Genomic DNA, 25,676 nt, shown 5'->3' on the forward strand with positions numbered 1-25,676 from the left:
GCAGGGGGCGATTTCCCACCTGCCTCCACCTCTGAGGCCATGCACATGAATATTCAAACCGACGCGCCCGTTCTCGCGCTGGACGGCATCATCAAGACGTTCCCCGGCGTTCGTGCGCTCGATCAGGTGAACCTGTCCCTCTACGCGGGCGAAGTGACCTCGCTGGTCGGGGAAAACGGGGCGGGCAAGTCCACGGTCGTCAAGATACTCACGGGGATCTATCAGCCTGATGGCGGTAGCATTCTGTTGGATGGCAAGCCGGTGGTGTTTGCAACTTCGCAGGACGCGGCGCGGGGCGGCGTCACGGCGATCCATCAGGAAACGGTGCTGTTTGATGAGCTGTCGGTGGCTGAGAATATCTTTATCGGTCATGCGCCGCGTGGAATGTTTGGCCTGATCGATCATGCGGAGATGCGCCGGAAAGCCGGCGAAATCCTTGGTGGGATCGGCGCGGCCATTGATCCCGGCGTGAAGCTGAAAGACCTTGGGATCGCCTCACGGCACCTAGTGGCGATTGCCCGCGCCCTTTCGGTCGAGGCGCGTGTGGTCATCATGGATGAGCCTACCGCCGCCCTGAGCCAGAAGGAAATCGAAGAGCTCTATGCCCTTGTTGCGACCCTCAAGGAACAGGGCAAGGCGATCCTCTTTATCTCTCACAAGTTCGACGAGATTTTCCGCATCTCGGACCGCTATACCGTTTTTCGCGATGGGCAGTTCGTCGGGGCGGGGCGGATCGACGAGATTTCCGAGGGTGAGCTGGTGCAAATGATGGTGGGGCGCGCTGTCGACCAGATTTTTCCAAAACGCGCCGCCGTCATCGGCGAGGAGGTTCTCAAGGTCGTCGGCTACAGCCACCCGACCGAATTCGAGGACATATCCTTCACATTGCGCCGGGGCGAAATCCTCGGGTTCTACGGGCTGGTCGGCGCTGGCCGTTCGGAACTCATGCAGTCGCTGATCGGAATCACGCGCCCCGCCAAGGGAGTGTCGCGGATCGAGGGCAAGATCACCGTCATCCGGTCGCCCGCCGACGCGATTGACGCGGGCATCGTCTATGTGCCTGAGGACAGGGGTAGGCAGGGGGCGATCATCGACATGCCGATCTTTCAGAATGTGACTCTCCCTTCGCTGTCGCGCACCTCCCGGCGCGGTTTCATTCGGTTGGCCGAGGAATTCGCCCTTGCACGGGAATATACCGAACGGCTGGATTTGCGCGCCGCATCGCTTGATACGCCGGTAGGAAGTCTGTCGGGCGGCAACCAACAGAAGGTGGTGATCGCCAAGTGGCTCGCGACCAAGCCGCGCGTCATCATCCTCGATGAGCCGACCAAGGGGATCGACATCGGCTCCAAGGCCGCGGTGCATGACTTCATGTCCGAACTCGCCTCACAGGGTCTCTCCGTCATCATGGTAAGCTCGGAAATTCCCGAAATTCTCGGGATGTCCGATCGGGTGATCGTCATGCGCGAGGGGCGCATCGCCGCCGAACTGGAGGGGGCGGACATGACGCCCGAAACCCTTGTGCGACATGCTGCCGGCATCGGCGTTTCGGGGGCTGCGGCATGAGCGCGCTAAAATCCCGCGATACGCTGCTCTTCGGCGCGATCCTCCTGCTGTTGGCCCTGATCTCGACACGGTTTCCGGGGTTCGCCGCGCCGAGCAATCTCGCCTCCGTCCTTACGGATACCTCGCCGCTCATCGTGCTCGCCCTCGGGCAGATGGTGGTGATCCTGACCCGGTGCATCGACCTGTCGGTGGCGGCGAACCTCGCCTTGACCGGGATGGTCTGCGCGATGCTCAACGTGGCCATGCCTGACCTGCCGATGCCGGTGGTCATTCTCGTGGCGCTTGTATGCGGAGCGTGCCTCGGCGCGGTGAATGGGTTGCTCGTCTGGAAGCTGGATATTCCACCCATCGTCGTGACCCTCGGGACGATGACCATCTTTCGCGGTATCATCTTCCTGTTGTCGGACGGCCAATGGATCAATGCCCATGAGATGAGCCCGGCCTTCACCGGCCTTCCCCGGACCGTGATCCTGGGACTGCCGATCTTGGGCTGGATCGCGCTCCTTATGGTGGCGGTGATGGCCGTGGTCATGAGCCGGACACCGCTGGGGCGGGCCTTCTATGCGGTCGGAGGCAATCCGCGGGCGGCGGTCTATACCGGCCTCGATGTCGGGCGAACGCAGTTCCTTGCCTTTGTCATCTCTGGCACCTTGGCTGGCCTCACCGGGTACCTCTGGATCGCCCGGTACGCTGTGGCGTATGTGGATATCGCCGGCGGTTTTGAGTTGGACGTGGTCGCAGCGTGCGTGATTGGCGGCATTTCCATCGCTGGCGGGGTCGGCACGGTTGTCGGCACGCTGCTCGGGGCGCTTTTCCTCGGGGTCGTGAAGAACGCGCTTCCGGTGGTCGATATCTCACCCTTCTGGCAATTGGCCATTTCCGGCGCTGCGATCATCATCGCGGTTACGCTCAACGCCCGTGCGGGCCGTGCCAAAGGGCGCGTCATCCTGAAATCTGCGGAGGTCACCCGATGAGCCTCACCGATACTGTACAGGGTCGCCATATTCCCGATCAGCTGCGCTCCACTCTTGATCGCCGGTTGAAGAGTTGGGAGAGTCTGTTGCTTCTGGTGGCGATCGGGATCTTTGTGGTGAACTCCTTTGCCTCGCCCTATTTCCTCAACGCCTGGAACCTGTCTGACGCAACATTCAATTTCACGGAAAAGGCGATGATCGCCTTTGCCATGGCGCTGCTCATAATCTCAGGAGAGATTGACCTCTCCGTAGCGTCGATCATCGCGCTGGTCTCCACGGCGATGGGATTGGTGATGGAAGCGGGGCTTGGCACGCCGGTGATCGTTCTGACCGGATTGCTCACCGGCCTTGTTTGCGGGGCTTTCAACGGGCTTTTGGTCACGCGGCTCGGGCTGCCATCCATTGTGGTGACAATCGGCACCATGAGTCTCTTTCGCGGGATAAGCTATATCATCCTCGGTGATGGCGCCTTTCGCGGATATCCCGCCGATTTCGCGTGGTTCGGTCAGGGCTATGTCTTTTGGGTGATCTCTGTTGAGCTTGTGATTTTCGCGATCCTTGCGGTCATCTATGGGGTGATCCTGCACAAGACCAATTTTGGCCGCATGGTCTATGCGGTGGGCAACAATCCCACGGGCGCGCTCTTTTCGGGGATTCGGGTCGAGCGGGTGAAACTGACGCTGTTCTTGCTGACGGGGCTGATGTCCGGTCTCGCGGCGGTTTGTCTGACGTCGCGGCTCGGGTCTACGCGCCCCTCGATTGCCACGGGGATGGAGCTTGAAGTCGTGACGATGGTGGTGCTGGGCGGGGTCAATATCCTTGGCGGATCGGGATCGATCCCCGGGGTCGTCATCGCGGCCTTTGTCATGGGGCTCGTGACCTTTGGCCTTGGGCTGTTGAATGTGCCCGGCATTGTCATGTCCATTTTCATCGGGCTTCTGTTGATTGGGGTGATCGCCCTGCCGCGCCTCTGGGCGATGTCGAGGAAGGGGCGATGAAGGAGAAATACGCCTTTCGGATGGTGCTGCACGACGGGCAGCTTGAAGAGTACAAAAGGCGCCATGATGCGCTTTGGCCCGAAATTGAACAGGCCCTCAGAGACGCGGGTGTGGAGGACTACTCAATCCACTACGACCCGGAGACCCGGTATCTTTTGGGCGTTCTTTGGCGGCGTTCCGACCATGATATGGCGGCCTTGCCATCCCATCCCGCAATTCGCAGGTGGTGGGACTATATGGCGGACATCATGGAAACGAACCCCGACAACAGCCCGGTGGAGACACCGTTGCAAACCGTTTTCCACCTGCTGTGACCCGCCCCCGCCATATCGCAGTCATCGACGTGGGCAAGACCAATGCCAAACTGGCGCTGGTGGATCTCGACGCGCTTGAAGAAGTCGCCGTCGTCACTCGGCCAAACGCGGTTCGTCCCGGCCCTCCGTGGCCGCACTTTGATCTGGAGGGGCATTGGGCCTTCTTTCTGCGTCATCTCGCGCGGTTTCAGGAAAGCCATGGGATCGACGGCATTTCCGTCACGACCCACGGTGCGGCAGCGGTGCTCCTGCAGGCGGACGGGACCCTTGCAGCACCGATGCTGGATTATGAGCATGACGGGCCGGATGCGTTGCACGCGGAGTATGACGCGCTCCGCCCGCCTTTCGAGGAGACGGGTGCGCCGAGATTGCCGGGGGGGCTGAACCTCGGGGCGCAGTTGCACTGGCTCTTTGCCACGGACCCCGGGCTGCGCGCCCGCACGGCGCATATCGTGACCTATCCGCAGTATTGGGGTTTCCGCCTGACCGGGAAGTACGCCACCGATGTGACGTCCCTAGGTTGCCATACGGATCTTTGGGCGCCACGGGACGGACGCTTGTCCGCACTGGCGGATCGGCTCGGGATTGACGGGTTGTTGGCCCCGGCGCACCACTCCTCCGACGTTCTTGGGGTGATCACGCCGGCTGTTGCGGACCTGACCGGGCTGCCCCGAGAAACGCCCGTTCTTTGCGGTATTCACGACAGCAACGCTTCGTTGCTTCCCCATCTCATGGGGCGAACGGGACCGTTCACCGTCGTGTCTTCCGGCACATGGGTGGTTGCCATGGCAATCGGAGGTGAAGCCGGTGTGCTGGACTCCGCGCGCGATACCCTGATCAATACCTCGGCTTTCGGCGATCCGGTGCCCTCCGCGCGCTTTATGGGCGGGCGTGAATTCGAGTTGATCCGTGACGGCGCGGAGGTGACGCCCACTCCTGAAGATCGTGCGCGCGTGCTTTGCGACAGTGTAATGCTCTTGCCCTCAGTTGTGCCGGAAAGCGGCCCGTTTCCGGGGCGCGCCGCGCGCTGGACCGCCGAACCCGCTTCGGATGGAGAACGCCTGTTCGCACTCGCGCTTTATCTGGCCCTGATGACGGATACCTGTTTGTCGCTGATCGGGGCTCGGGGGCCAACTGTCGTCGAAGGACCCTTTGCCCGGAACGCCGATTTTCTTGCGATGCTCTGTGCCTGCCGCGGCGAGGTGGAAACCGCGGATTCGGCTACGGGTACAAGCATCGGTGCGGCACAGCTTTTCGGCGCGGGAGGTGCAGCCCCGGCAACAGCCCCGGTGACGACCGCCGCTGAACCCGGAATGAGGGGCTACGCGGACAGTTGGCGTGCGCTGTGCCAGGTGTGAGCAGAGAGAAGGCGCAGGTAAGGGCATAAACCCGAAGCTCAGAAACTGACCTCTACCCCGGGCAGGTCCAGTGATCTCATGAGGTCGCGCAATTCCTGACGCGCGGCTATATTCGACATGCTCAACTGTTTGACGCCCACGTCGCGCAGATCCAGCAAGGTCAGTCCCTTGGGGAACAGCTCCCGAAAGACGACCCGCTCGCCGAAGCCCGGCGCCACGCGAAACCCGATCCGTTTGGCAAGCTTTGCCAGCGCCTTCGACATCTTCTTCTTGTTGACCATGTTCTGCACCCCGAGGCGGTTGCGAAGCACGATCCAGTCGATGGGCTCCATCCCCGACTGTGCGCGAAGCTGTCGCGCCTGCCACACCATTTCCGAATAGACGGAGGGGCCAATGATCTTATCGCCCCCTTCGTCGGTCTTCGCCAGAAGGTCGAAGTCGATGAAGCTGTCGTTGAGGGGGGAGATGAGCGTATCGGCAATGGAATGTGCCATCTGGCTGAGCCGAGTATGGGAGCCGGGGCAATCGATCAGGATGAAATCCACCGTATCGTGCAGACCTTCGACAGCAAGCGACAGGCGCTTGTCAAAAGGGTTCTCTCCCTCGGCCAGCGTGGTTTCGTCGATTTCCGGAAGTTGATGAAACGCGGGCGTGGGCAGGGGCAGGTTCTCTGCCTCGCAGTACCGCGCGCGTTTTTGCAGATAGGCCCCGAGGGATTGCTGCCGCAGGTCAAGGTCAAGACAGCCAACCCGGTGTCCCAACCTTGCCAGCGCCGTTGCGACATGCATCGAAACGGTCGATTTTCCCGCGCCGCCCTTTTCGTTGCCGACCACGATGATATGCGCCATGCCGCCCGGTCCTCTCCCGTTGCTCGCCGTTCAGATCAGCGTTTTCTTGCCACTGGTTCTATTGTGCTACGGCCTGCAGGAAAAGCGGAATGCCCGGATCAAGCTACCGAGGTGGCCGAATTGCTGCACCTGCAGTTACAACTTAAGGATGATGCAAGCCTATTGACGCAAGGGAAGACGCCCCGCAGGATCGGTCTTGCCGAAAGGCCAAGAAGTTTCGGGAGGACATCATGAAAAACACTTTCATCGCCGCAGCGGTGGCTATCGTTGCGAGCGGCTGTGCCGTTGCGCAATCGCCGGACGTTCCGGACAACCTGGAGAAACTCGGGAATTTCCAAAGCACCGGTACCCGGGATTTTCAAGTGATCGAACAGGGGGGTGACTATGCCGAAGGGATCAAGCGGACGCTTGAACGGATAACCCTTCCAGATGGGTTCAAAATTGAGCTTTACGCCGTGGTCCCGGACGCGCGGCACATGGCTGTTGGCCCCCAAGGCATCGTGACCTTTGTCGGCACCCGCAAGGACAAGGTCTGGGCCGTGACGGATCGCAACAAGGACCGCGTCGCCGATGAGGTAAAGGATTTCGCTCCGTCGCTCACCTTCACCATTCCAAACGGTCCCTGCTTCAGCCCCGACGGATTCCTCTATATCGCGGAGCAGAACCGCGTGCTGCTCTTCCCTGCGGCGGAATTCTTCTATGAAAGTCCTGACGTGGCCGCGTTTGAACTGGTCCCACAGGGCGAGTTGATCCCGCCGGCTGAAGAGAGCTTCAACCACTCCGCGCGCGTTTGCAAGATCGGCCCGGACGGCAAGATCTATATCTCCCTCGGGCAACCTTTCAACGTGCCGGCCGCCGAGAAGCTGGATCTCTATAGTGAGTGGGGCATCGGCGGCATGATCCGACTGAACACCGACGGCACCGGGCGAGAGGTCTATACGCGCGGCATCCGCAATTCGGTCGGGCATGATTTCCACCCGGAGACCGGCGAGCTTTGGTTCACCGACAATCAGGTTGACGGCATGGGCGATGACATCCCGCCGGGCGAGATCAATCGCCAGACGGAAGCAGGCCAGAATTTTGGCTTCCCTTGGTATGGCGGCGGGGATGTGCGGACGAACGAATACAAGGGCGAAGAAGTGCCCGCGGATGTCGTGATGCCCGCAGTGGAAATGACGGCCCACGCAGCGGATCTCGGGATGGAGTTCTATGACGGGAACATGTTCCCCAGTGAGTACAAGAACGCCATTTTCTCGGCCCAACATGGATCGTGGAACCGGACGACGCCAGTCGGAGCGCGCGTGATGGTCACCATGATCGACGACGAGGGGAACGCCACGTCGAAGCCTTTTGCCGAAGGTTGGCTTGACGAGAACGGCGAATATCTCGGGCGGCCTGCCGCCGTGGCGGAGCTTCGGGATGGGTCAATCCTCGTCTCCGATGACCTTGCCGGTGCAATCTACCGGATAAGCTACGGCGAATGAGGCGGGTACTTGGCATCGTGCTCGGCGGGCTTCTGCTCGCCGGGCCACTCCCCGCACAGGAGGCAGGCAGGAAGGTGGCCGGGCAGTGCCGCACCTGTCACGGTCTTGACGGGATCGCTGCCATTCCCATTGCCCCCAACATTGGCGGTGAGCCAGCGGCCTATCTGCAGGCCCAACTTCTGGCCTTCAAGACGGGTGCGAGGGAACACGAGATGATGTCGGTGGTGGCGGCCGGCCTTTCCGAACAGCAAATCGCGGATGTCGCCGATTGGTATGCCGCACAGAATGTCACTGCGACCCTGACTGCCCCAGAGGAGGACGCACCGGAGCTTTGCACAGCTTGCCACGGGGTCGACGGTATCGCGGTCGCCGAAGATGCGCCCAACCTCGCGGGAGAGCCGAACATCTATATCGTCACGCAGCTCAAGGCCTTTCGGATCGGCAAGCGGGAGCATGCGGTCATGTCGGAAATTGCCAAGGGACTCAGCGATGCCGAAATGCGGGCTGTGGCCGATTGGTATGCCGCCATCGACCTGACGGCGGAATGACGACCCGGAACGAAAAAAGCGCGCCCAAGGGGCGCGCTTTGTCGAAACAATCGGATCCGTCGACCCGAAAGGGTCTCAGAAACCGAGACCTTCGTATTTCTTCTTGAACTTCGACACGCGGCCGCCGGTGTCCATCAGGCGCGAGTTGCCGCCGGTCCAGGCAGGGTGCACCGAGGGGTCGATGTCGAGCGACAGCGTATCGCCTTCGGACCCGTAGGTGGAGCGCATCTGGACAATGGTGCCATCGGTCATCTTGACGTCGATGACGTGGTAATCGGGATGGATGTCTTTTTTCATCAGTCCGGTCCTTACGCTTCGGCGCCAGATTTGGGCTTGTAGTTTGTGACCTCTGCGATCCGTGCGGACTTGCCGCGACGCTCACGCAGATAGTAGAGCTTGGCGCGACGCACACGGCCACGGCGCACTACGGTGATGCTTTCGATGTTGGTCGAGTAGAGCGGGAAAATACGCTCCACACCTTCACCGAAGGAAATCTTGCGAACGGTGAAAGATCCGGCAACGCCATCGCCGTTCTTACGGCTGATGCAAACGCCCTCGTAGTTCTGTACGCGGCTGCGTGTGCCTTCGGTCACCTTGTAGCCGACGCGGATCGTGTCGCCGGCCTTGAAGTCGGGAATGTCTTTCCCGAGGGAGGCGATCTGTTCTGCCTCCAGTGTCGCGATCAGGTCCATCTGATCTCTCCTATGCTGCTTGCGGTTTATCCCGCAAAGTTCTGCGCGCCTCAGAGCTCTCGGTCTTCTTCCGGGTCCCCGCCAATGCGAGCCCGCCAGAGATCAGGTCGTCGTTCCTTCTTGTGTCCCTGCTTTGCCCTCATGCGCCCGGATCTGCGATCAGAAGAGGCCCGCGATGGATGGGAGCGGACAAAACAAAGATACCCGACTCGGTTTCCCGCTCAGGCTGGGGCGCTGATATCCAAGATGGGTCAGTCTGGCAAGGGGTTTCAGCCCTTGGAGCGTGCCTCATGCGCGGCCCAGAGATCGGGGCGGCGGGCACGGGTGAGGCCTTCGGACTGGGCGCGTCGCCATGCGTCGATCTTGCCATGGTGCCCGGACATGAGCACTTCGGGGATCGCGCGGCCCTGCCATTCGGCGGGGCGGGTATATTGCGGATGCTCCAGCAACCCATTGGAGAAGCTCTCCGCCTCGGTGCTCTGAGCGTTGCCCAAGACCCCGGGGCGCAGTCGCACTGTCGCATCGATCAAGGCCTGAGCCGCAATCTCTCCACCCGTCAGGATGAAATCGCCGAGCGAGACCTCCAGAACATCGTAGTGATCGAGCACCCGCTGATCCACGCCCTCAAAGCGCCCACAGAGGATGGTCACCCCGTCGGCTTCGCTCAGAGAGCGCATCAAGGCCTGATCCATTGGTCGGCCTCTGGGCGACATGTAAAGCACGGGCCAGATCCCGCGTGCGCCGTCCCGCGCGGCATCGAAGGCGCGGCCAACGACGTCGGGACGCAGCACCATGCCCGCACCGCCGCCCGCAGGGGTATCGTCGACATTGCGGTGCTTGCCATCGCCAAATTCGCGCAGGTCAATCGTTTCGAGCTGCCAAAGCCCCTCTTGAAGCGCCTTTCCCGTGAGCGAGCCGCCGAGGACGCCCGGAAACAGATCAGGGAACAAGGTGATGACCTTGGCCGTCCATGCGCCGTGCAGTTGCGGCGTGGGCGTAATCAGTTCCTGCGGCTTGATCGAGGGCCGGATGGCAAGCCGCCCGTGGGATTTGCCGGGCTTGTCGGCCATCAGAACAGCCCTTCGGGCGGGTCGATCACAATACGTCGGGCCGTAAGGTCGATGGTTGGCACCACGGCCTTGGTGAATGGGACAAACACTGTGGTCGACAGACCCGGGCCGTGGACCTCCAACAGATCGTCCGCACCGTTGTTCTGCACGGATTTCACATGGCCAAGCTCTTCTCCGCCGGTATCGAGCACGGAAAGGCCAATGAGATCAGCATGATAATATTCATCATCGGGAAGAGAGGGGAGGCGTTCCCGCTCGGTCAGAAGCTCGGCCCCGCGCAGGGCATCGGCCTCTTCCTTCGTCGCCACGCCCGACAGGCGCACCGCATAGCCGCCCTTGACGGGGCGAAGCAGTGTCAGGGTCAGGACGCGACCGTTCTCAAGCGTGAGCGGGTTGTAATCGGCTATGGCGGACGGGTCGGCGCAATAGCTTTTGATACGTACCTCGCCGCGCACCCCGAAGGCCCCGGCTATACTTCCGACAACGACCTTGTCGCTCATGATCCCACTCCGACGCAAAGACCTGCAGCCATGCGCCCGCCAAGATCGCCGCAACGCTCCGCCGCCTGCTGGCGTTCGTAGAACATGCCGACGGTAAAGGCGAGAAGCACAAAAATTACGAGACGAATGAGGCCGAACATGGATCTGCCTTGAAAAATGGGCCGGTCCCGCGCGGGGCGGGACCGGCCGATGCGCGACTTATTCCGCGGATTCTTCGGTCGCGGGTTCGGCTGCTTTGGCGGCCTTTTCTTCGGCGCGCGATTTGGCTTTGTCGCCGGGCTCGCCCTTCTTGAGGTTGGCGCGCTCTTTCTTGGCGATCACGCCAGCCGCTTCGAGGAAGCGGGAGATGCGGTCGGTGGGCTGGGCGCCCTTGTCGAGCCAGTGCTGCACGCGCTCCATGTCCATCGACACGCGCTCTTCGTTGTCCTTGGCGAGGAGCGGGTTATAGGTGCCGACGCGCTCGATGTAGCGGCCGTCACGCGGCATGCGGCTGTCGGAGACGACGATGCGGTAGAAGGGGCGCTTCTTGGAGCCGCCGCGCGCGAGACGAAGTTTGATAGCCATGGTGTTTCTCCTTTTGAGGTCAGTGGCTTGGCGGGGTGTTGCCCGCCTGTCAGGCTTGGTGTTTCTCGTGGTGTTGGATGACTTCCTGAATGATGAAGTTCAGGAAAGCCTTGGCAAATTCCGGGTCGAGATCAGCCCGTTTCGCCAGGTCTTCTAGCCGCGCGATCTGCGCGGCTTCGCGCGCGTGATCGGACGGGGGAAGGTCGTGCTCGGCCTTGAGTTTTCCCACGGCCTGAGTGTGCTTGAACCGCTCGCCAAGGGTGTAGACGAGGATTGCGTCCAGCCGGTCGATGCTCTCGCGGTGCTCCTTGAGAAGGCTCGCGGCGCGGCTTACCTGATCGCTCATGCCGGGGCCCCCCATGCCGAAAAGGGGGGTATGACATGCGTATGACTCGCGTATGACATTTGTATGACTCCCTGGCATATCAACAGCTTGGGGTGGATCGGGCGGAACTCAGTCAAGGGGCATCCCCTTCGGCGTAAAGAGCGGATCGATGTAGTTGGCGATCTCCATCGCGATGCCGTCGGCGATCTGTCCCGACCGCAACGCTGCTGGCGCGGGATGGCGATAGACCACGTCATTGCCATCGACGGAGGCCGCCGATGTATCCCGCACCGCGCCAAGACGTTCGGCCAGCCGGATGGAATCGAGGTTCTTGGGGTCGATGTAGCTCACGGCGCCGTCCCACCCCATCTTCTCGTAGTAGAAGTGGCGGCAGGCATTCGTCGCCTCCAGCGCGATCCCGCGACCCGCCACATCGGGCCAGATGATCCAGGCAAGCTCGCGCTCCGGCCATTTCGCCGGGAACCATCCGCCCGCCATGCCGAGGGTCCGTTCGGTTTCGCGGTCGTGAATCATCCACATGCCGAAACCCCGGATTTCCCAATGGCCGATCTCGGCGGCATAGAGCATCCACGCCTCATAGGCATTGAGCGGGCCGCCCATGAACCGCGAGCGGTAGGAGGAGAAGGTCGCCTTGAAGTTCGGGTAATCGTCCGGCTCGGGGCCCCGCAGGACGAGCCGCCGGGTTTCCAGAACGGGGATGTCGATGCTCATGGCGCCACCTCGGGGTGGCGCCAGATGCGCACATGCTTGTCCTCGATGGTCCAGTCAGCTTCGGGCACCGCGCCGAGCCGCCGGGCCAACGCTTCCGAGCGGTGGTTGTCGGGGTCGATCAGGCTGATGAGGCGCGTCATCCCAAGCGCGCGCGCGGCCCAGCCCCGCGCGGCCAGAGCGGCCTCATGAGCATAGCCATGCCCCTCGAACCCGTCAAAGATGATCCAGCCGATTTCCGGTTCCGGCCAGCCGTCGTGATAGCAAAGACCCACCCGGCCCGCGACCGCGCCGGTTTCGCGCACTTCGACCACGAAGAAGCCATAGCCGCGCAAGGCCCAGTGACCGAGGCCCGACAGAAAGCCGCGCCAAGCGTCGAAACGCGGGGCGATCCCACCGACAAAGACGTTGCGCGGCGATTGGGCAAAGGCGGCGAAAGCCTCAAAATCCTCTTCGCGGGGGGCGCGCAGGATCAGGCGTTCGGTCTCTAGTACAGGAATACGGAGCGTCATTTGGCGCGCGCCTCCTGTGCCTTGTACCATGCCTCATGCCGGTCGCGATGATGGCGCCAGATGCGCACATCGCCGACCAGCGGATGGCTGAAGATATCCTCGGGCTCCGCTTCGAGGCGGCAGGCAAGCGCGACGGATGCGTGATTGTCATCGGCGATGAGCGAAATCACCGAAACCCACTTCTTCTCGCGGTAGAGCCAGTGGAGCACCCCGCGGGAGGCCTCCGTCGCATAGCCGCGCCCGTCAAAGCCGCGCAGCAATTGCCATGCAAGCTCTGGCTCGGGCCAACCTTGGGGGAACCATGGGCCGATCAACCCGATGTTGACGCCGCTTTCCTTTTCGAACACGGCAAAATGGCCGTAGCCGCGCAGATGCCAATGGCCGATCATCGTGGCGAGCGACCACCAAAGCGCGTCCTTGTCATCGGCGGCGTCGATGAAGGTCGGCGCGCCGGGCATGAGATATTGCGCAACGGCGTCGAAATCCGGCTCCGCCGGGGAGGCGAGCAGGAGACGCTCTGTTTCGAGCACGGGATAGCGCGGCGCGGAGGTCATGCCGCACCCCGGAGGACGCACCGCCGCGCGGCACGGGGGCTGCCCGTGCCGGAAAGACGCCCGAGGCGGGCGGCCGGATATGCGGCGCGGTGGATCACTTCTTGCGGCCGAAACCGCTCAGGCCGGGGGGCAGGCCGCCGGGGCCGCCGAGACCGGGCAGGCCGCCGCCCATCTGGCGCGCGGCCTTTTCCAGCGCCTTGGGGTCCATGCCCTGCGCCATGTCTTCGGGGGAGGGATTTCCGCCCTTGCCAAACATGCCCTTCATGGCCTGTTTCAGCATCCCGCCCTTGCCCATCTTCTTCATCACGTCGGACATCTGGCGGTGCATCTTGAGCAGCTTGTTCAATTCCGCGACCTCAAGCCCCGCACCCTTGGCGATGCGTTTCTTGCGCGAGGCCTGCAGGATCTGGGGGTTGGCGCGCTCTTTCTTGGTCATCGACTGGATGAGGGCGATCTGGCGGACCAGCATCTTGTCGTCGACGCCGGAGCCTTCCATCTGTTTTTGCATCTTGGCCGCGCCGGGCAGCATGGACATCATGCCCTGCATGCCGCCCATCTTCATCATCTGCTCAAGCTGGGTGCGCAGGTCGTTCATGTTGAACTGGCCCTTGGAGAAGCGCTTCATCATGCGCTCGGCCTGTTCGACCTCCAGCGTGGCTTGCGCCTTTTCCACGAGGCTGACGATATCGCCCATGCCGAGGATACGGCCGGCGATACGTTCCGGCTCAAAGGTCTCGATGGCGTCCATCTTCTCGCCGAGGCCGACGAAGCGGATGGGTTTGCCGGTGACCGCCCGCATGGAGAGCGCCGCGCCGCCGCGCCCGTCACCGTCCATCCGGGTCAGGACCACGCCGGAGACGCCGATCTTGTCGTCGAACTCGGTCGCGACGTTCACGGCATCCTGACCGGTGAGGCCGTCAACCACGAGGAGGGTTTCGCGCGGCGCGACCGCATCGCGGACCGCAGCGGCCTGAGCGATCAACTCCTGATCGATGTGCAGCCGTCCGGCCGTGTCGAGCATATAGACATCGTAGCCGCCGAGCGCCGCTTGGGTCTTGGCGCGCTTGGCGATGGTGACGGGATCCTCACCCTTGACGATGGGGAGGGTATCCACGCCGATCTGGAGGCCCAGAATCTGTAGCTGTTCCATCGCGGCGGGGCGATTCACGTCGAGCGAGGCCATGAGCACGCGCTTGCCGTCGCGATCCTTGAGCCGCTTGGCGAGCTTGGCGGTCGTGGTCGTCTTGCCCGAGCCCTGAAGGCCGACCATCAGGATCGGTGCGGGCGGGTTGTCGATCTTGAGCTTGCCGGGGTCTTCGCTGCCGGACAGGACGTGGATCAACTCGTCATGGACGATCTTGACGACCTGCTGGCCCGGCGTGACGGAGCGGGTCACGGACTGACCGGTTGCCTTGCCCTGTACCGCCTTGACAAAATCGCGCGCCACGGGAAGCGAGACGTCCGCTTCGAGCAAGGCCACGCGCACCTCGCGGAGGGCCGTCTTGACGTCCTCCTCGCTCAGCGCGCCTTGTTTCGTCAGCCGGTCAAAGACGCCGGAGAGACGTTCGGATAGATTTTCAAACATGCCCTCGGCCTCCTCAGCCGGTTTCGATGAGCCCGCCCCAAAGATAGGGGTAAGCGGTGCGTTCCACAAACCATGCGCAAACCGGGACGACGTGCCAAACGCCGAGTGCCCCCGTGGGCGCAACGCGCTGACGGAGGTCGATCCCGGGCTATGCCCATGGGACCGGAAGCAATTTCACTTCCGGGAATTGGATGCGCGTGTAGACGGCAGCGGCGGGCGAGTCAAGCGAAGCAGGCGCTTGGGCGGGGCCATGGCGCCCAATGCGCTGCACGAACTGGGGCACAGACATCGGAGCCGAGGGAGATTCGAAAATCCGCCGGCGGGTTGCCCCGACCGGCGGACAGATAGTGTGGAGGTGAGGACGTGCCGCCGGGCGGGCGGGGGTGGGGCCGATCAGGCGGCGAGGTCGGCGACCTGTTGGCGCGCGGCATTCAGCGTGCCTTCGGGATCCAGCGCCATCCGGTCGGCGGCGACGATGTCCACATCCGTGACACCGATGAAGCCAAGCACGTGGCGCATGTAGTTGGAGGCGAAATCAACCTCGGACCCTGCGCCAACACCCCCCGACGCGACAGCGAGGATCGCGCGCTTGCCGTCGAGCAGACCTTTGGGGCCTTCGTCGGTATAGCGGAACGTCACACCCGCGCGGGCCACGAGATCGACCCAAGCCTTGAGCGCCGCAGGGGCCCCGAAGTTGTAGATCGGCACGCCGATGACGATCACGTCGGCTGCGCGCAATTCCTCAATCAGGCTATCGGACAGGGCCAGGGCGGCCTTTTGCGCATCGTCACGCTGGTCGGCGGGGGTGAAATTGGCACCCACCCATGCCTCGTCAAGCTGGGGCAGGGGCGTCTGGGCCAGATCGCGGTGGATCACACGGTCCGCGCCGAGACGCTCGGTGATGGCACCCGAAAGCTCCCGCGTTACGGAGTTTTCGCGGCGGGCGGAAGCATCGAGGCGGAGGATGGTCTTGGTCATCGGAGGCTCATTTTGTTTGCTATAGGTTGCCCCACAAATGGTCCTTGCATTTTCCAACGCAATCCGCATCTTCCCACAGGAAATGTTTGTCAGCGCACAGTGAGATCCATGGACAACTGGGATGAAATCCGCACGGCCTATCAGGTCGCGCGTCTGGGGACGGTGAGTGGCGCCGCCGAGGTGCTCGGGGTTCATCACGCGACCGTCATCCGGCACGTGGATGCGCTTGAACAGCGGTTGGGCGTCAAGCTCTTTCAGCGGCACGCCCGCGGATACACCGCCACGGAGGCGGGTCAGGACCTGATGCGCGTTGCGCAGACGACGGATGACCAATTCAGCCAGTTGGCGGGCCGTATCAAGGGACGCGGCGAATCCGTGGGCGGCGAGTTGGTCGTGACCTCGCTCAGCCAGTTGTCGCCTTTGCTCGCCCCGGTGCTCGCACGATTTCGCGCGGAGCATCCCGAACTTATCGTCCGGTTCCTGACCGGCACCCGGCTTTTCCGTCTGGAGTATGGCGAGGCGCATGTGGCGATCCGCGCGGGCCGCGCCCCCGATCAGCCGGACAATGTGGTGCAGCCGTTCATTACCCAGCACCATGCCCTGTTCGCCAGCCCCGCTTATGTGGCGGAATTCGGGCGGCCCGAACAGGTTGAGGATTATGCCAAGCATCGCTTCGTCACCGTGGATGATCGTGCCACCCGCGCGCCGTTTCACCGTTGGCTCTGGGAGAACGTGCCGGAGGAAAGTATCGTCTTTCGCTCCTCCGAAGAGCAGGCGCTGCAAGAAGCTGTCCGGGCGGGTGTCGGGATCGGCTTCATGCCGATCTGGGGCGAGGGTGAGATCGGGGATCTGGAACAGGTCAGCCCGGCGCGGGAGGAATGGTCCGCGCAACTCTGGCTGGTAACCCATGTGGACCTGCACCGGACCATCAAGGTGCAAACGTTCCTCGACTTCCTGAAGGCCGAAGCCAAGACGTGGTCCATTCCGTGACCGAAGGCAGCCGCGGGCATCTGGCGATGCTGACATTCTCCCTGCTGGTGGCGGGATCGTTTTCCCTCGGCGCGCTTGCGGCGCCGCTGGTCGATCCGTTGGCGATCAATGCCTTGCGCTTCTTGATCGCGGGCCTGCTGCTTGGGGTTGCGGTCTTGGCGACGGGCGGGTTCCAGCGGGCGCATTACCGAGCGCCATGGCGGTTCCTGGTGCTTGGCGCGCTTTTCGCCGCCTATTTCGCGCTGATGTTTCAGGGGCTGAAAACCGCGCGGCCGGTGCAGGCGGCGGCGATCTTTACGCTCACCCCGGTCATGGCGGCAGGGTTCGGCTGGTTGCTGATGCATCAGATCACGACGCTGCGCATCGCGGCGGGGCTGTTGATCGGGGCGGCGGGGGCGCTCTGGGTGATTTTCGAAGCGGAACTGTCGCGGCTGCTCGCGTTTGAGATCGGGCGGGGCGAGGCGATCTATTTCATCGGTGTCCTGTGCCACTCTATCTATACACCGCTGGTGCCACGGCTGAACCGGGGGGAGCCGGCGTTGCCGTTTTCCTTTGCGGTTCTGGTCACGGCCTTTGTCCTGCTGACGATCGTCGGGATGCCGGCGATCCTTGATACCGATTGGCTGGCGCTGCCGCCGATCGTCTGGATCACACTGATCTATGTGGCCGTCTTTGCCAGCGCGATGACCTTTGTGCTTTTGCAATACGCGGCGCTGCGGCTCCCGTCGTCCAAGGTCATGGCCTATACTTATCTTGTGCCCACATGGGTCATCGGGTGGGAGCTTGCGATGCGCCACGGCGGACCGCCCGCGCTCGTGCTTGTCGGGGTGGCGTTGACGATTGGTGCGCTGCTCTTGCTGCTCAAGGATGAAAGCCCTCAGGCGGTGCCGCGCAAAAGCTAGGACCCGGCGTCCAGTTCCCGGGCCAGGAAGCGTTCGAACGCGTCGAGGTTGATCGGTTCGAACTGCCCAAAGCCCTGCATCCAGACAGAGGCATCGCGAAGCGCATCAGGCTCCAGCTTGCACCACTTCACCCGCCCCCGTTTCTCTTGGGTGATGAGGCCCGCGCGGGTTAGTATCCCGAGGTGCTTGGAAATGGCGGCCAAAGAGATCTTGAAGGGTTCCGCCACATCCGTGACGGCCATGTCATCCTCCAGCAGCATCGACAGGATCGCGCGGCGGGTCGGGTCGGCGAGGGCCGCAAAGACGGTGTCGAGATCGTCGCTCATGCCTCTTGGTGACCGGACCCGCCGCAATCGTCAACCATTCGGTTGAATATGCTCCACGTCGCTTTTGCCCCCCAACATGGCCTGCGACCATTTGGGTGCGGAGGATTGGTTGCGAAGATTTTCGTTTTAAAACAGTGACCTAGTCTTCGCGTGGGCGCGGCGTCGGGGCGCTTGACTCGGTCCCCCCCCGCGCATAGCACTAGCGCCAACCAACCCGTGGGGCAAAGAGACATGGCCGACCCGCGCATTGATGAGCGCATGGCCGATCTGGAGGCGAAGATCGCGGCCGCGAAAGCCGCGCAAGCGCCAACGCCACGCGCGGATGAACACTATTCTCAGGCGAACCTTGCCTGGCGGATGGTGACGGAACTTGTGGCCGGTCTTGGGATCGGTTTCGGCATCGGATACGGGCTCGACCGGTTTTTCGGCACGACTCCCTTTCTCATGGTGCTGTTTATATTTTTGGGCCTCGCCGCCGGTGTCAAAACGATGATGCGGAGCGCGCAGGAGGTGCAGGAGAAACTGGCGGCTGAGGCCGCAGAGGACAAGAGGGCCGGGGCGCATGGCGACGGAAACGACGGGACACGCTGAGGCAGGGCACGCCGCAGAGGGCGGGCTGGCATTTCACCCGATGGATCAGTTCATCGTGAAGCCGCTCTTTGGCGACGGTGCCGTGCATTGGTACACGCCCACGAACGTGACCCTGTGGATGGCCATCACCGTGCTCGTGATCGGTGCGATCCTCATTCTGGGCACCCGCTCGCGCGCCGTGATCCCCAACCGGTCGCAGTCGATTGCCGAACTGGCCTATGGCTTCATCTACAAGATGGTCGAGGACATCGCCGGCAAGGACGGGGTCAAGTATTTCCCTTATATCATGTCGCTGTTCATGTTCATCGTGGTGGCCAACTTCCTCGGGCTGATCCCGACCGCCTTCACCACGACATCGCATATCGCCGTGACAGCGGTTCTGGCGTTGGCCGTGTTCATCAGTGTGACGGTGATCGGCTTCGTCAAGAACGGGAGCGCGTTTCTGGGGCTCTTCTGGGTCTCTTCCGCGCCGCTCGCCCTTCGTCCGGTTCTGGCCATCATCGAGGTGATTTCCTACTTTGTGCGCCCGGTGAGCCACTCCATTCGTCTTGCTGGCAACGTCATGGCGGGCCACGCGGTGATCAAGGTTTTCGCGGGCTTCGCCGCGATTGCCGCCATCGCGCCGCTTTCGGTTCTGGCGGTCACAGCGCTCTACGGGCTCGAGGTACTGGTCGCCTTCATTCAGGCCTACGTGTTCACCATCCTGACATGCGTCTATCTCAAGGACGCGTTGCACCCCTCACACTGATCGTAGCCTGAGGGGGTACGCCCCCTTCGGACCCGCCACATCATATTCGAAAACTTCCAATCGTAAGGAGATACACCCATGGAAGGTCAACTCGCACACATCGGCGCAGGCATTGCAGGTCTCGGCACGGGCATCGCAGCTCTCGGGGTCGGCAACGTTGCTGCCAACTTCCTTGCCGGCGCTCTGCGCAACCCTTCGGCAGCCGCGTCCCAGACCGCGACCCTCTTCATCGGCATCGCCTTCGCAGAAGCGCTCGGGATCTTCTCGTTCCTCATCGCGCTCCTGCTGATGTTCGCCGTCTGATCCAGCGGTAACCAGATCCTTACGCCCGGGCGGGCCGGGGTGACCCGGCCGCCCGATGGAGTTAAGATAGGTTCCGGTAGGAGTACGACGACATGGCGACCGAAACGACAACGGAAGTGGTCGGCTCCTGCGTGGGCCCCACGGGCAGTGCCATAGGCCTGCCGCAGCTTTGCTTTGACTGGTTCCCGAACCAGATCTTTTGGCTGCTGGTCACGCTTGTCGTGATCTACTTCCTGCTTGCCCGTATTGCTTTGCCGCGGATTTCCGCGGTTCTGGCAGAGCGGCAAGGCACGATTACCAATGATATTGCGGCCGCAGACGATCTGAAGGCACAAGCGCAGGAGGCCGAAGCGGCCTACGACAAGGCGCTGGCCGATGCACGGGCCGAAGCCCAGAAGATCGCCGCGGAAACGCGCGCGGAAATTCAGGCGGAGCTGGACCGGTCCATCGCGGAGGCGGATGCCGATATCGCCGCGAAGACAGCCGAATCCGAGGCTGCGATTTCCGAGATCCGGAAGAGCGCTCTGGAAAGCGTCCAGATCGTCGCACGGGACACCGCTCGGGAGATCGTTCGCGCCCTTGGCGCGCAAACCGACGAACAGGCGATCAACGCCGCCGTCGACGACCGGTTGAAAGGATAAGCGATGCGCATTCTGGCACTTCTACTCGCCACCGCCGCCTCGCCGGCCTTTGCGGCAAGCGGTCCGTTCTTTTCGCTGAACAACACGGATTTCATCGTGTTGCTGGGCTTCTTGTTGTTCGTCGTGGTGCTGATCTACTTCAAGGTGCCGGGGCTTCTGATGGGGATGCTGGACAAGCGTGCCGATGGAATCCGGTCGGAGCTTGATGCAGCGCGGGCCCTGCGCGAAGAGGCGCAATCGCTTTTGGCGTCCTATGAGCGCAAGCAAAAGGATGTGCAGGAGCAGGCTGATCGGATCGTCGCCGGAGCGCGTGACGAGGCCAAGGCCGCCGCGGTTCAAGCGCAGAAGGACCTCAAGGCCTCCATCGCGCGCCGTCTGGCCGCCGCGGAAGAGCAAATCCATGCTGCTGAAGCGGGTGCCGTCCGCGAGGTTCGTGACCAAGCCATCACTGTTGCGATTGCCGCAGCGCGCGAAGTGATTGCCAAGCAGATGACGTCGCAGGATTCGGACCGCCTGATCGACGACTCCATCGCTCAGGTCGATGCCAAGCTGCACTGATCCTATCTCTAGCAACGAATAGAAAAGCCCGGACTTTTTGTCCGGGCTTTTTCCGTTCAGCGGGTATCGGCTTCGTGCTGTAGCCTGCGCCGGGCGATCTCTTCATTCTTTTCAGCCCTGCGCTGCAGGTCGAGGCAATGCTCCACAAAGGTCAGATGCGTGCGCACGGCGGCTGCGGCGGCTTCGGAATCCCTGTCCTGTAGCGCATCATTGATCGCGCGGTGTTGGTCCAGCAGGGTCAGCCGCGACGTGCGTTGCTTGAACATCGCCTGACGGTTGTAGAAAACCCCCGCCCTCAGCAAATCGAACATCGAACGCATCATGTGAAGCAGGATGACGTTGTGGCTGGCTTCGACGATGGCCATGTGAAACTGCGCATCCAGCCGCGCGTCTTCTTCCGGATTTCGCCCCGAATGGGCGGCTTCCATCTTGTCGAACACGGTCTGGATGACCTTCAGGTCCGTATCCGAGGCGAGGCGCGCCGCCCGGTCCGCACAGATCGCCTCCATATCGCGGCGAAAGGAGATATAGTCGAATTGCGCTTCTTCGTGGCCTGCGAAAAGCTGTACCAAAGCGTCGGAAAATGCGTTGCCCAGCACTTCGGCGACAAAGACACCCGACCCGGCGCGTGTGGTGAGAAGACCGCGCGATTGCAGCTCCGAGACGGCCTCCCGCAAGCTGGGCCGGGATACTGCGAGACGGTCCGCGAGGTCACGCTCTGACGGCAAACGCTCTCCCGGGCGCAAAATCCCACGCAGGATAAGCTGTTCGATCTGCCGAACGACGGAGGTCGACAGCTTTTCGGATTGAACGGGTCGGAAGGTCATCCGCACCTCTCTGCCATATTGGTGAGAAGATATGACCGCATTGGCCGTCCGGCAAGCCGTCAATTGGTTGGATGCGTCAGAGCCACTTTTCCATGAAGATGGAGGAGGGGTTTTCCTCGTAGTCGCCAAATGGCTCGCAGAGCTGGAAGCCGTGGCGCGCATAAAGTCGGTGCGCCTCGTGCAGCAGGTCGCCCGTCTCAAGGCGAATGGCGCTCATCCCCTGTTTGCGGGCCTCGTCTTCGAGGCGATTGAGGACTGCTGCCGCGATCCCTCGTCCACGGGCAGGCGGGGTCGTGAACATTGATTTAAGCTCGCCGTATCCCTCACGGATCATCAGGGCCCCACAGCCGAGCACCTGACCGCTCTGGCGGGCGGTGACGAAGAGAATGTCAGGTCGGCACAGCGCTTCTATGGAAAGGAAGTGGTTGTCTTCTGGCGGGAAGAGACTTTCCATCAGGTTGTGACTGGACCGCAGCAGCGCGGATGCCTGCGGCTCACGGGGATCGGAAAGGGTAATAACTGGATGCATGGCACGTCAGTTCTGATTGCTGTTCTGTATAAGGAGCGCAAAGAACAGGCAGGTCAAGAAAGATTGCCGCGCTCCGAAGCATTCAGCCATATTCAACATCTTGTGGATAACCGCTCATATAACGCGAAATCCGGTGGTTTTGGTTGACTCGGATTACCCTCCCACGCCACATTTGGTGCTGACTCGGAATCAGCGGGGCAAATCTTGCGCTTCTCCAAACTCAGACTCACGGGCTTCAAGAGCTTTGTCGATCCGACGGAATTGCTCATCTCCGATGGGCTGACCGGGGTCGTGGGGCCCAATGGCTGCGGCAAGTCGAATCTGCTCGAAGCTCTTCGTTGGGTCATGGGGGAAAACCGCCCGACCGCGATGCGCGGCGGGGGGATGGAAGATGTGATCTTTGCAGGGGCGGCCACGCGCCCCGCGCGGCACTTCGCCGAGGTTGGCTTGCAGATCGACAATCGCGAACGGCTTGCCCCGTCGGGTTTCAACGAGAGCGATCACCTCGATATCGTACGGCGCATCACGCGCGACATCGGCAGCGCCTACAAGGCCAACGGCAAGGACATTCGCGCGCGCGACGTTCAGATGCTGTTCGCGGATGCCTCCACCGGCGCGCATTCCCCAGCATTGGTTCGGCAAGGCCAAATTTCCGAACTGATCAACGCCAAGCCGAAAAACCGGCGCCGCATCCTTGAGGAGGCTGCCGGGATCAGCGGGCTTTATCAGCGGCGACATGAGGCAGAGTTGAAGCTGAAGGCAGCGGAGGGAAACCTGGGAAGGGTTGACGATGTCATCGAACAACTTGCCAATCAGCTTGGTCAACTCGCTCGGCAAGCACGGCAAGCTGCGCGCTATCGGGAAATAGGCTCGCAATTGCGGCGGGCAGAGGGGCTTTTGCTCTATCGGCTTTGGCGTGAGGCGGACGAAGCCCGAATTCAGGCGGAAACCCTTTTGAAGAGCCGGGTACGCGGCGCGGCTCAGGCCGAAGCGGCGGCCCGTCAAGCAGCCGGTCGGCGTGCAGAGCAGGAGGCCGGGTTGCCGGCCTTGCGGGAGGAAGAAGCGATTGCCGCGGCGGTTCTGCAACGTCTTGCTGTACAACGGGACGGGCTCGATGAGGAAGCGAAGCGGGCGGCCTCACAGATCGAGACGCTGGAACGGCGCATTGCACAGCTTGATCGCGACATGGAGCGGGAGGCTGGATTGAACCGGGACGCGGGCGAGACGATCTCGCGTCTGGAGTGGGAAGCCGCTGAGCTTGCCAAAGCAAGCGATGGCCACGAAGAGCGGTTGTCGCAGGCGAACGAGGCGGCAACCGAAGCGTCGGAGGTATTGCAGGTTCGCGAGAATGATCTCACCCAGCTTACCGAGGATCTGGCCCGGTTGGCTGCGCGGCATCAATCAGCGCATCGTTTGCTTGACGATAGTCGCAAGACACTTGAGCGATCCGAGAACGAGGCGGAGCGATCACGCCGCGCGGTAACAGAGGCGAAAGCAGCGCTGGAGAGCGCCAAGATCGCGTTTGCGGAGGCGCAAGCCGGAGAGGCGGCTGCCGTGACGGCGGCACAGGCCGCAGAGGAAGCTCTGACCGCCGCCGAAAGCCATCGTAGCAAGATCCAGGCTGAGGAAGCCGAGGCGCGCGCGAAGCGGTCGGAGGCGGAGGGAGAAGCCAACGCCCTTCGCGCAGAAGCGTCCGCGCTCGCCAAGCTGCTTGCCCGCGATACCGCCGAAGGCGGGCAGATCATGGACCAGTTGCAGGTGGAGGCGGGATACGAAAAGGCCATCGGGGCGGCCTTGGCCGATGACCTGCGCGCGCCGGAAATCAGCGCGGAGGGCGGATCGGGTTGGCGTGCGCTTCCCGGCTATGATGACGCACAGCCGCTTCCGGAGGGGGCGCTACCACTGTCTGCGCATGTGTCGGTGCCGCCCGTCCTCATCCGGCGGATGGGTCAGATCGGGCTGGTGGATGCGTCCGAAGGCAAGGCGCTGCAAGGGGCGCTGCGTCCCGGCCAGAGGTTGGTGAGTACGGCGGGCGATCTGTGGCGTTGGGATGGCTTTCACACTCGGAACGAAGATGCGCCAAGCGCCGCCGCGCTTCGATTGCAGCAGGTGAACCGGCTCGAAGCGCTCCGGGCAGAAGCGGAAAAGGCTGATGGGCTGGCCGCAGAGGCGAAGGCGCAGCATGATGTGTTGACGGCTCATCTTGCGGATGCGGCGGCAAAGGACCGCGCGTCAAGGGACGCACGGCGTGAGGCTGACCGGGCGGCCAATGACGCCAACCGGACCCTGAGCCGCGCCGAAGCCGACCTGAACCTTGCGACCGGAAGGTTGGAGAGTCAGGGGCTTTCCGTCACACGCCACGAGGATGAGGCGACAGAGGCACGCGGGCGGCTGCGCGAAGCGGAACGGGCGGTCGATGCGCTCGGCGATCTTGGCACTGCCCGCGCGCAGGTCGAGGATATCAAGGTGACGGTCGAGGCCGCGCGGATGACGATGATGGCGCGCCGCTCTGCGCGGGATGAATTGCGCAGGGAAGGGGAGGCGCGGCTGAAACGCGCGCAAGAGGTGACCAAGGAGCTGAGCGGGTGGAAGCTCCGCCTTGAATCCGCGGGAAAACGGATCGGGGAGCTGTCCGAACGTCGTGATGCCTCTGCGGAGGAGCTGGAGGTTGCGCGCGGCACACCTGCGGAGATTGCCGGAAAGCGCGAAGCGCTCGACCGGGAGGTTGAGGCGGCGGAGACGCGCCGGCGCGCAGCCGCCGATCGGTTGGCCGAGGCCGAAAGCGCGCTGCGAGAGGCCGTGGTGGCGGAACGGGACGCGGAGCGCACGGCCTCCGAAGCGCGAGAGGCCCGAGCGGGCGCGGAAGCGCGCCACGAGGCCGCCAAGCAGAGCGCAGAAAGCGCTGCGGCCCGCATTGAGCAAGAGTTGGAGACAAGTGCAGAGAGCTTGATCGCCAAGCTCGGCGCGGATGCCGACAAGATGCCGGACAGCGCGGCCATTGAGGCCGAGGTCAATCGCCTGAAACGCCAGAGGGATGCGCTCGGGGCAGTCAATCTGCGGGCCGAAGAGGATGCGCGGGAGGTGCAGACAGAGCACGACGACCTGCGGCGGGAAAAGCTCGACCTCGAAGAAGCCATCAAAGCGCTACGCTCTGGGATCTCTGGTCTGAACCGCGAGGGCCGTGAACGGCTTTTGACGGCCTTTGAGCAGGTAAACAGTAACTTTTCGCTCCTGTTCACCCATCTTTTCGGCGGCGGTGAGGCGACTTTGGAGCTTGTCGAAAGCGATGATCCACTGGAGGCTGGGTTGGAAATTCTGTGCCAGCCTCCCGGTAAGAAGCTTTCGACGCTTTCGCTGTTGTCCGGGGGAGAGCAGACCCTCACAGCCATGGCGCTGATCTTTGCAGTGTTTCTGGCAAATCCAGCGCCAATCTGCGTGCTTGATGAGGTGGACGCGCCGCTAGACGATGCGAACGTCACGCGCTTCTGCGATTTGCTGGATGAAATGTGCCGCCGTACCGACACGCGTTTCCTGATCATCACGCACCATGCGGTTACGATGGCACGTATGGACCGCCTCTTTGGTGTGACAATGCAGGAGCAGGGGGTGAGCCAGTTGGTTTCGGTCGACCTCAAGAAGGCCGAACAGATGGTGGCCTGACC

The 25,676-nt window shown here is 62.6% G+C and carries 31 protein-coding genes; 15 read left to right on the forward strand and 16 right to left on the reverse strand.

Features of this window, described 5'->3' with window-relative positions:
- Positions 1 to 45 precede the first annotated feature (45 nt).
- The 5 genes from BM234_RS13375 to BM234_RS13395 are packed head-to-tail and all read left to right on the forward strand — an operon-like array spanning position 46 to position 5,210.
- Positions 46 to 1,566 (forward strand): sugar ABC transporter ATP-binding protein, encoded by a 1,521-nt coding sequence (locus tag BM234_RS13375; RefSeq protein WP_245752649.1) that lies wholly within the window; start codon positions 46 to 48, stop codon positions 1,564 to 1,566.
- A complete protein-coding gene (locus BM234_RS13380; RefSeq protein ID WP_092065807.1) occupies positions 1,563 to 2,540 on the forward strand; it encodes an ABC transporter permease in 978 nt (325 codons plus the stop codon). The genes BM234_RS13375 and BM234_RS13380 overlap by 4 nt, the downstream gene beginning before the upstream one ends.
- On the forward strand, positions 2,537 to 3,538 hold the full coding sequence (locus tag BM234_RS13385; RefSeq protein WP_092065809.1) for an ABC transporter permease: 1,002 nt from the start codon (positions 2,537 to 2,539) through the stop codon (positions 3,536 to 3,538). The genes BM234_RS13380 and BM234_RS13385 overlap by 4 nt, the downstream gene beginning before the upstream one ends.
- A complete protein-coding gene (locus BM234_RS13390) occupies positions 3,535 to 3,852 on the forward strand; it encodes an L-rhamnose mutarotase (RefSeq protein WP_092065811.1) in 318 nt (105 codons plus the stop codon). The genes BM234_RS13385 and BM234_RS13390 overlap by 4 nt, the downstream gene beginning before the upstream one ends.
- Positions 3,849 to 5,210, forward strand: a complete 1,362-nt coding sequence (locus BM234_RS13395) for an FGGY-family carbohydrate kinase (RefSeq protein ID WP_092065813.1) — start codon at positions 3,849 to 3,851, stop codon at positions 5,208 to 5,210. The genes BM234_RS13390 and BM234_RS13395 overlap by 4 nt, the downstream gene beginning before the upstream one ends.
- Positions 5,211 to 5,248: 38 nt before the next feature.
- On the opposite strand, the gene BM234_RS13400 is transcribed toward BM234_RS13395, so the two are convergent.
- Positions 5,249 to 6,058 carry a division plane positioning ATPase MipZ gene (locus tag BM234_RS13400; RefSeq protein WP_092065815.1) on the reverse strand — a complete coding sequence of 270 codons (810 nt, stop codon included), beginning with the start codon at positions 6,056 to 6,058 and terminating at the stop codon, positions 5,249 to 5,251.
- Positions 6,059 to 6,288: 230 nt separating this feature from the next.
- Between BM234_RS13400 and BM234_RS13405 the strand changes: the two genes are divergently transcribed.
- Positions 6,289 to 7,542, forward strand: a complete 1,254-nt coding sequence (locus tag BM234_RS13405; protein WP_092065817.1) for a PQQ-dependent sugar dehydrogenase — start codon at positions 6,289 to 6,291, stop codon at positions 7,540 to 7,542.
- Positions 7,539 to 8,090, forward strand: coding sequence for a c-type cytochrome (locus BM234_RS13410; RefSeq protein WP_092065819.1), 552 nt, complete (start codon positions 7,539 to 7,541; stop codon positions 8,088 to 8,090). The genes BM234_RS13405 and BM234_RS13410 overlap by 4 nt, the downstream gene beginning before the upstream one ends.
- Positions 8,091 to 8,165: 75 nt before the next feature.
- On the opposite strand, the gene rpmE is transcribed toward BM234_RS13410, so the two are convergent.
- The 12 genes from rpmE to BM234_RS13465 form a co-directional block, all read right to left on the reverse strand.
- The gene (gene rpmE, locus BM234_RS13415) at positions 8,166 to 8,387 is read right to left on the reverse strand and encodes a 50S ribosomal protein L31 (RefSeq protein WP_092065821.1); all 222 of its coding nucleotides are present in this window, start codon (positions 8,385 to 8,387) and stop codon (positions 8,166 to 8,168) included.
- Between the two features lie 11 nt (positions 8,388 to 8,398).
- Positions 8,399 to 8,782 carry a 50S ribosomal protein L19 gene (gene rplS / locus BM234_RS13420; RefSeq protein ID WP_092065823.1) on the reverse strand — a complete coding sequence of 128 codons (384 nt, stop codon included), beginning with the start codon at positions 8,780 to 8,782 and terminating at the stop codon, positions 8,399 to 8,401.
- 269 nt (positions 8,783 to 9,051) lie between these two features.
- The gene (gene trmD, locus BM234_RS13425; RefSeq protein WP_092065825.1) at positions 9,052 to 9,852 is read right to left on the reverse strand and encodes a tRNA (guanosine(37)-N1)-methyltransferase TrmD; all 801 of its coding nucleotides are present in this window, start codon (positions 9,850 to 9,852) and stop codon (positions 9,052 to 9,054) included.
- The gene (rimM, locus tag BM234_RS13430) at positions 9,852 to 10,352 is read right to left on the reverse strand and encodes a ribosome maturation factor RimM (protein ID WP_092065827.1); all 501 of its coding nucleotides are present in this window, start codon (positions 10,350 to 10,352) and stop codon (positions 9,852 to 9,854) included. The genes trmD and rimM overlap by 1 nt, the downstream gene beginning before the upstream one ends.
- Positions 10,349 to 10,492 carry a hypothetical protein gene (locus BM234_RS17505; RefSeq protein ID WP_175501272.1) on the reverse strand — a complete coding sequence of 48 codons (144 nt, stop codon included), beginning with the start codon at positions 10,490 to 10,492 and terminating at the stop codon, positions 10,349 to 10,351. The genes rimM and BM234_RS17505 overlap by 4 nt, the downstream gene beginning before the upstream one ends.
- Before the next feature lie 58 nt (positions 10,493 to 10,550).
- Entirely contained in the window at positions 10,551 to 10,916 is a 366-nt protein-coding gene (gene rpsP / locus BM234_RS13435) for a 30S ribosomal protein S16 (protein WP_092065829.1), read from the reverse strand.
- A gap of 49 nt (positions 10,917 to 10,965) precedes the next feature.
- Positions 10,966 to 11,262 carry a chorismate mutase gene (locus BM234_RS13440; RefSeq protein ID WP_092065831.1) on the reverse strand — a complete coding sequence of 99 codons (297 nt, stop codon included), beginning with the start codon at positions 11,260 to 11,262 and terminating at the stop codon, positions 10,966 to 10,968.
- A 108-nt stretch (positions 11,263 to 11,370) separates the two neighbouring features.
- Positions 11,371 to 11,973, reverse strand: a complete 603-nt coding sequence (locus BM234_RS13445; RefSeq protein ID WP_092065833.1) for a GNAT family N-acetyltransferase — start codon at positions 11,971 to 11,973, stop codon at positions 11,371 to 11,373.
- Positions 11,970 to 12,482: a GNAT family N-acetyltransferase gene (locus BM234_RS13450; protein WP_092065835.1), complete on the reverse strand. Its 513-nt coding sequence runs from the start codon at positions 12,480 to 12,482 to the stop codon at positions 11,970 to 11,972. Before BM234_RS13450 ends, BM234_RS13445 begins: the two co-directional genes overlap by 4 nt.
- A complete protein-coding gene (locus BM234_RS13455; protein WP_092065837.1) occupies positions 12,479 to 13,036 on the reverse strand; it encodes a GNAT family N-acetyltransferase in 558 nt (185 codons plus the stop codon). The genes BM234_RS13450 and BM234_RS13455 overlap by 4 nt, the downstream gene beginning before the upstream one ends.
- A 94-nt stretch (positions 13,037 to 13,130) precedes the next feature.
- On the reverse strand, positions 13,131 to 14,621 hold the full coding sequence (gene ffh, locus BM234_RS13460; protein WP_092065839.1) for a signal recognition particle protein: 1,491 nt from the start codon (positions 14,619 to 14,621) through the stop codon (positions 13,131 to 13,133).
- Positions 14,622 to 15,014: 393 nt separating this feature from the next.
- Positions 15,015 to 15,599: an FMN-dependent NADH-azoreductase gene (locus tag BM234_RS13465; protein WP_092066057.1), complete on the reverse strand. Its 585-nt coding sequence runs from the start codon at positions 15,597 to 15,599 to the stop codon at positions 15,015 to 15,017.
- A gap of 108 nt (positions 15,600 to 15,707) precedes the next feature.
- On the opposite strand from BM234_RS13465, the gene BM234_RS13470 reads away from it, so the two are divergent.
- Both BM234_RS13470 and BM234_RS13475 read left to right on the forward strand, forming a co-directional pair.
- Entirely contained in the window at positions 15,708 to 16,589 is an 882-nt protein-coding gene (locus BM234_RS13470) for a LysR family transcriptional regulator (protein ID WP_092066059.1), read from the forward strand.
- A 26-nt stretch (positions 16,590 to 16,615) separates the two neighbouring features.
- Complete coding sequence (locus BM234_RS13475; protein WP_245752654.1) at positions 16,616 to 17,491, forward strand: DMT family transporter; 876 nt, start codon at positions 16,616 to 16,618, stop codon at positions 17,489 to 17,491.
- On the opposite strand, the gene BM234_RS13480 is transcribed toward BM234_RS13475, so the two are convergent.
- On the reverse strand, positions 17,488 to 17,817 hold the full coding sequence (locus BM234_RS13480; RefSeq protein ID WP_092065843.1) for an ArsR/SmtB family transcription factor: 330 nt from the start codon (positions 17,815 to 17,817) through the stop codon (positions 17,488 to 17,490). The genes BM234_RS13475 and BM234_RS13480 overlap by 4 nt on opposite strands.
- A 231-nt stretch (positions 17,818 to 18,048) precedes the next feature.
- On the opposite strand from BM234_RS13480, the gene BM234_RS13485 reads away from it, so the two are divergent.
- The 5 genes from BM234_RS13485 (at position 18,049) to BM234_RS13505 (ending at position 20,658) form a co-directional block, all read left to right on the forward strand.
- Entirely contained in the window at positions 18,049 to 18,408 is a 360-nt protein-coding gene (locus tag BM234_RS13485; protein ID WP_092065845.1) for an AtpZ/AtpI family protein, read from the forward strand.
- Positions 18,380 to 19,156 carry a F0F1 ATP synthase subunit A gene (locus BM234_RS13490; RefSeq protein WP_092065847.1) on the forward strand — a complete coding sequence of 259 codons (777 nt, stop codon included), beginning with the start codon at positions 18,380 to 18,382 and terminating at the stop codon, positions 19,154 to 19,156. Before BM234_RS13485 ends, BM234_RS13490 begins: the two co-directional genes overlap by 29 nt.
- Positions 19,157 to 19,234: 78 nt before the next feature.
- Positions 19,235 to 19,459: a F0F1 ATP synthase subunit C gene (locus tag BM234_RS13495; protein ID WP_058245700.1), complete on the forward strand. Its 225-nt coding sequence runs from the start codon at positions 19,235 to 19,237 to the stop codon at positions 19,457 to 19,459.
- A gap of 92 nt (positions 19,460 to 19,551) precedes the next feature.
- Complete coding sequence (locus BM234_RS13500) at positions 19,552 to 20,100, forward strand: F0F1 ATP synthase subunit B' (protein WP_092065849.1); 549 nt, start codon at positions 19,552 to 19,554, stop codon at positions 20,098 to 20,100.
- Between the two features lie 3 nt (positions 20,101 to 20,103).
- Positions 20,104 to 20,658: a F0F1 ATP synthase subunit B gene (locus BM234_RS13505; protein WP_092065851.1), complete on the forward strand. Its 555-nt coding sequence runs from the start codon at positions 20,104 to 20,106 to the stop codon at positions 20,656 to 20,658.
- Positions 20,659 to 20,714: 56 nt separating this feature from the next.
- Here BM234_RS13505 and BM234_RS13510 read toward each other — a convergent pair whose 3' ends face one another.
- Positions 20,715 to 21,485: a FadR/GntR family transcriptional regulator gene (locus tag BM234_RS13510; protein WP_092065853.1), complete on the reverse strand. Its 771-nt coding sequence runs from the start codon at positions 21,483 to 21,485 to the stop codon at positions 20,715 to 20,717.
- Between the two features lie 76 nt (positions 21,486 to 21,561).
- Positions 21,562 to 22,014, reverse strand: a complete 453-nt coding sequence (locus BM234_RS13515) for a GNAT family N-acetyltransferase (RefSeq protein WP_092065855.1) — start codon at positions 22,012 to 22,014, stop codon at positions 21,562 to 21,564.
- 204 nt (positions 22,015 to 22,218) lie between these two features.
- Between BM234_RS13515 and BM234_RS13520 the strand changes: the two genes are divergently transcribed.
- On the forward strand, positions 22,219 to 25,674 hold the full coding sequence (locus BM234_RS13520) for a chromosome segregation SMC family protein (RefSeq protein WP_092065857.1): 3,456 nt from the start codon (positions 22,219 to 22,221) through the stop codon (positions 25,672 to 25,674).
- Positions 25,675 to 25,676: the final 2 nt, after the last annotated feature.

The sequence above is a fragment of the Poseidonocella pacifica genome (genome assembly GCF_900111875.1).
Classification (GTDB): domain Bacteria; phylum Pseudomonadota; class Alphaproteobacteria; order Rhodobacterales; family Rhodobacteraceae; genus Poseidonocella; species Poseidonocella pacifica.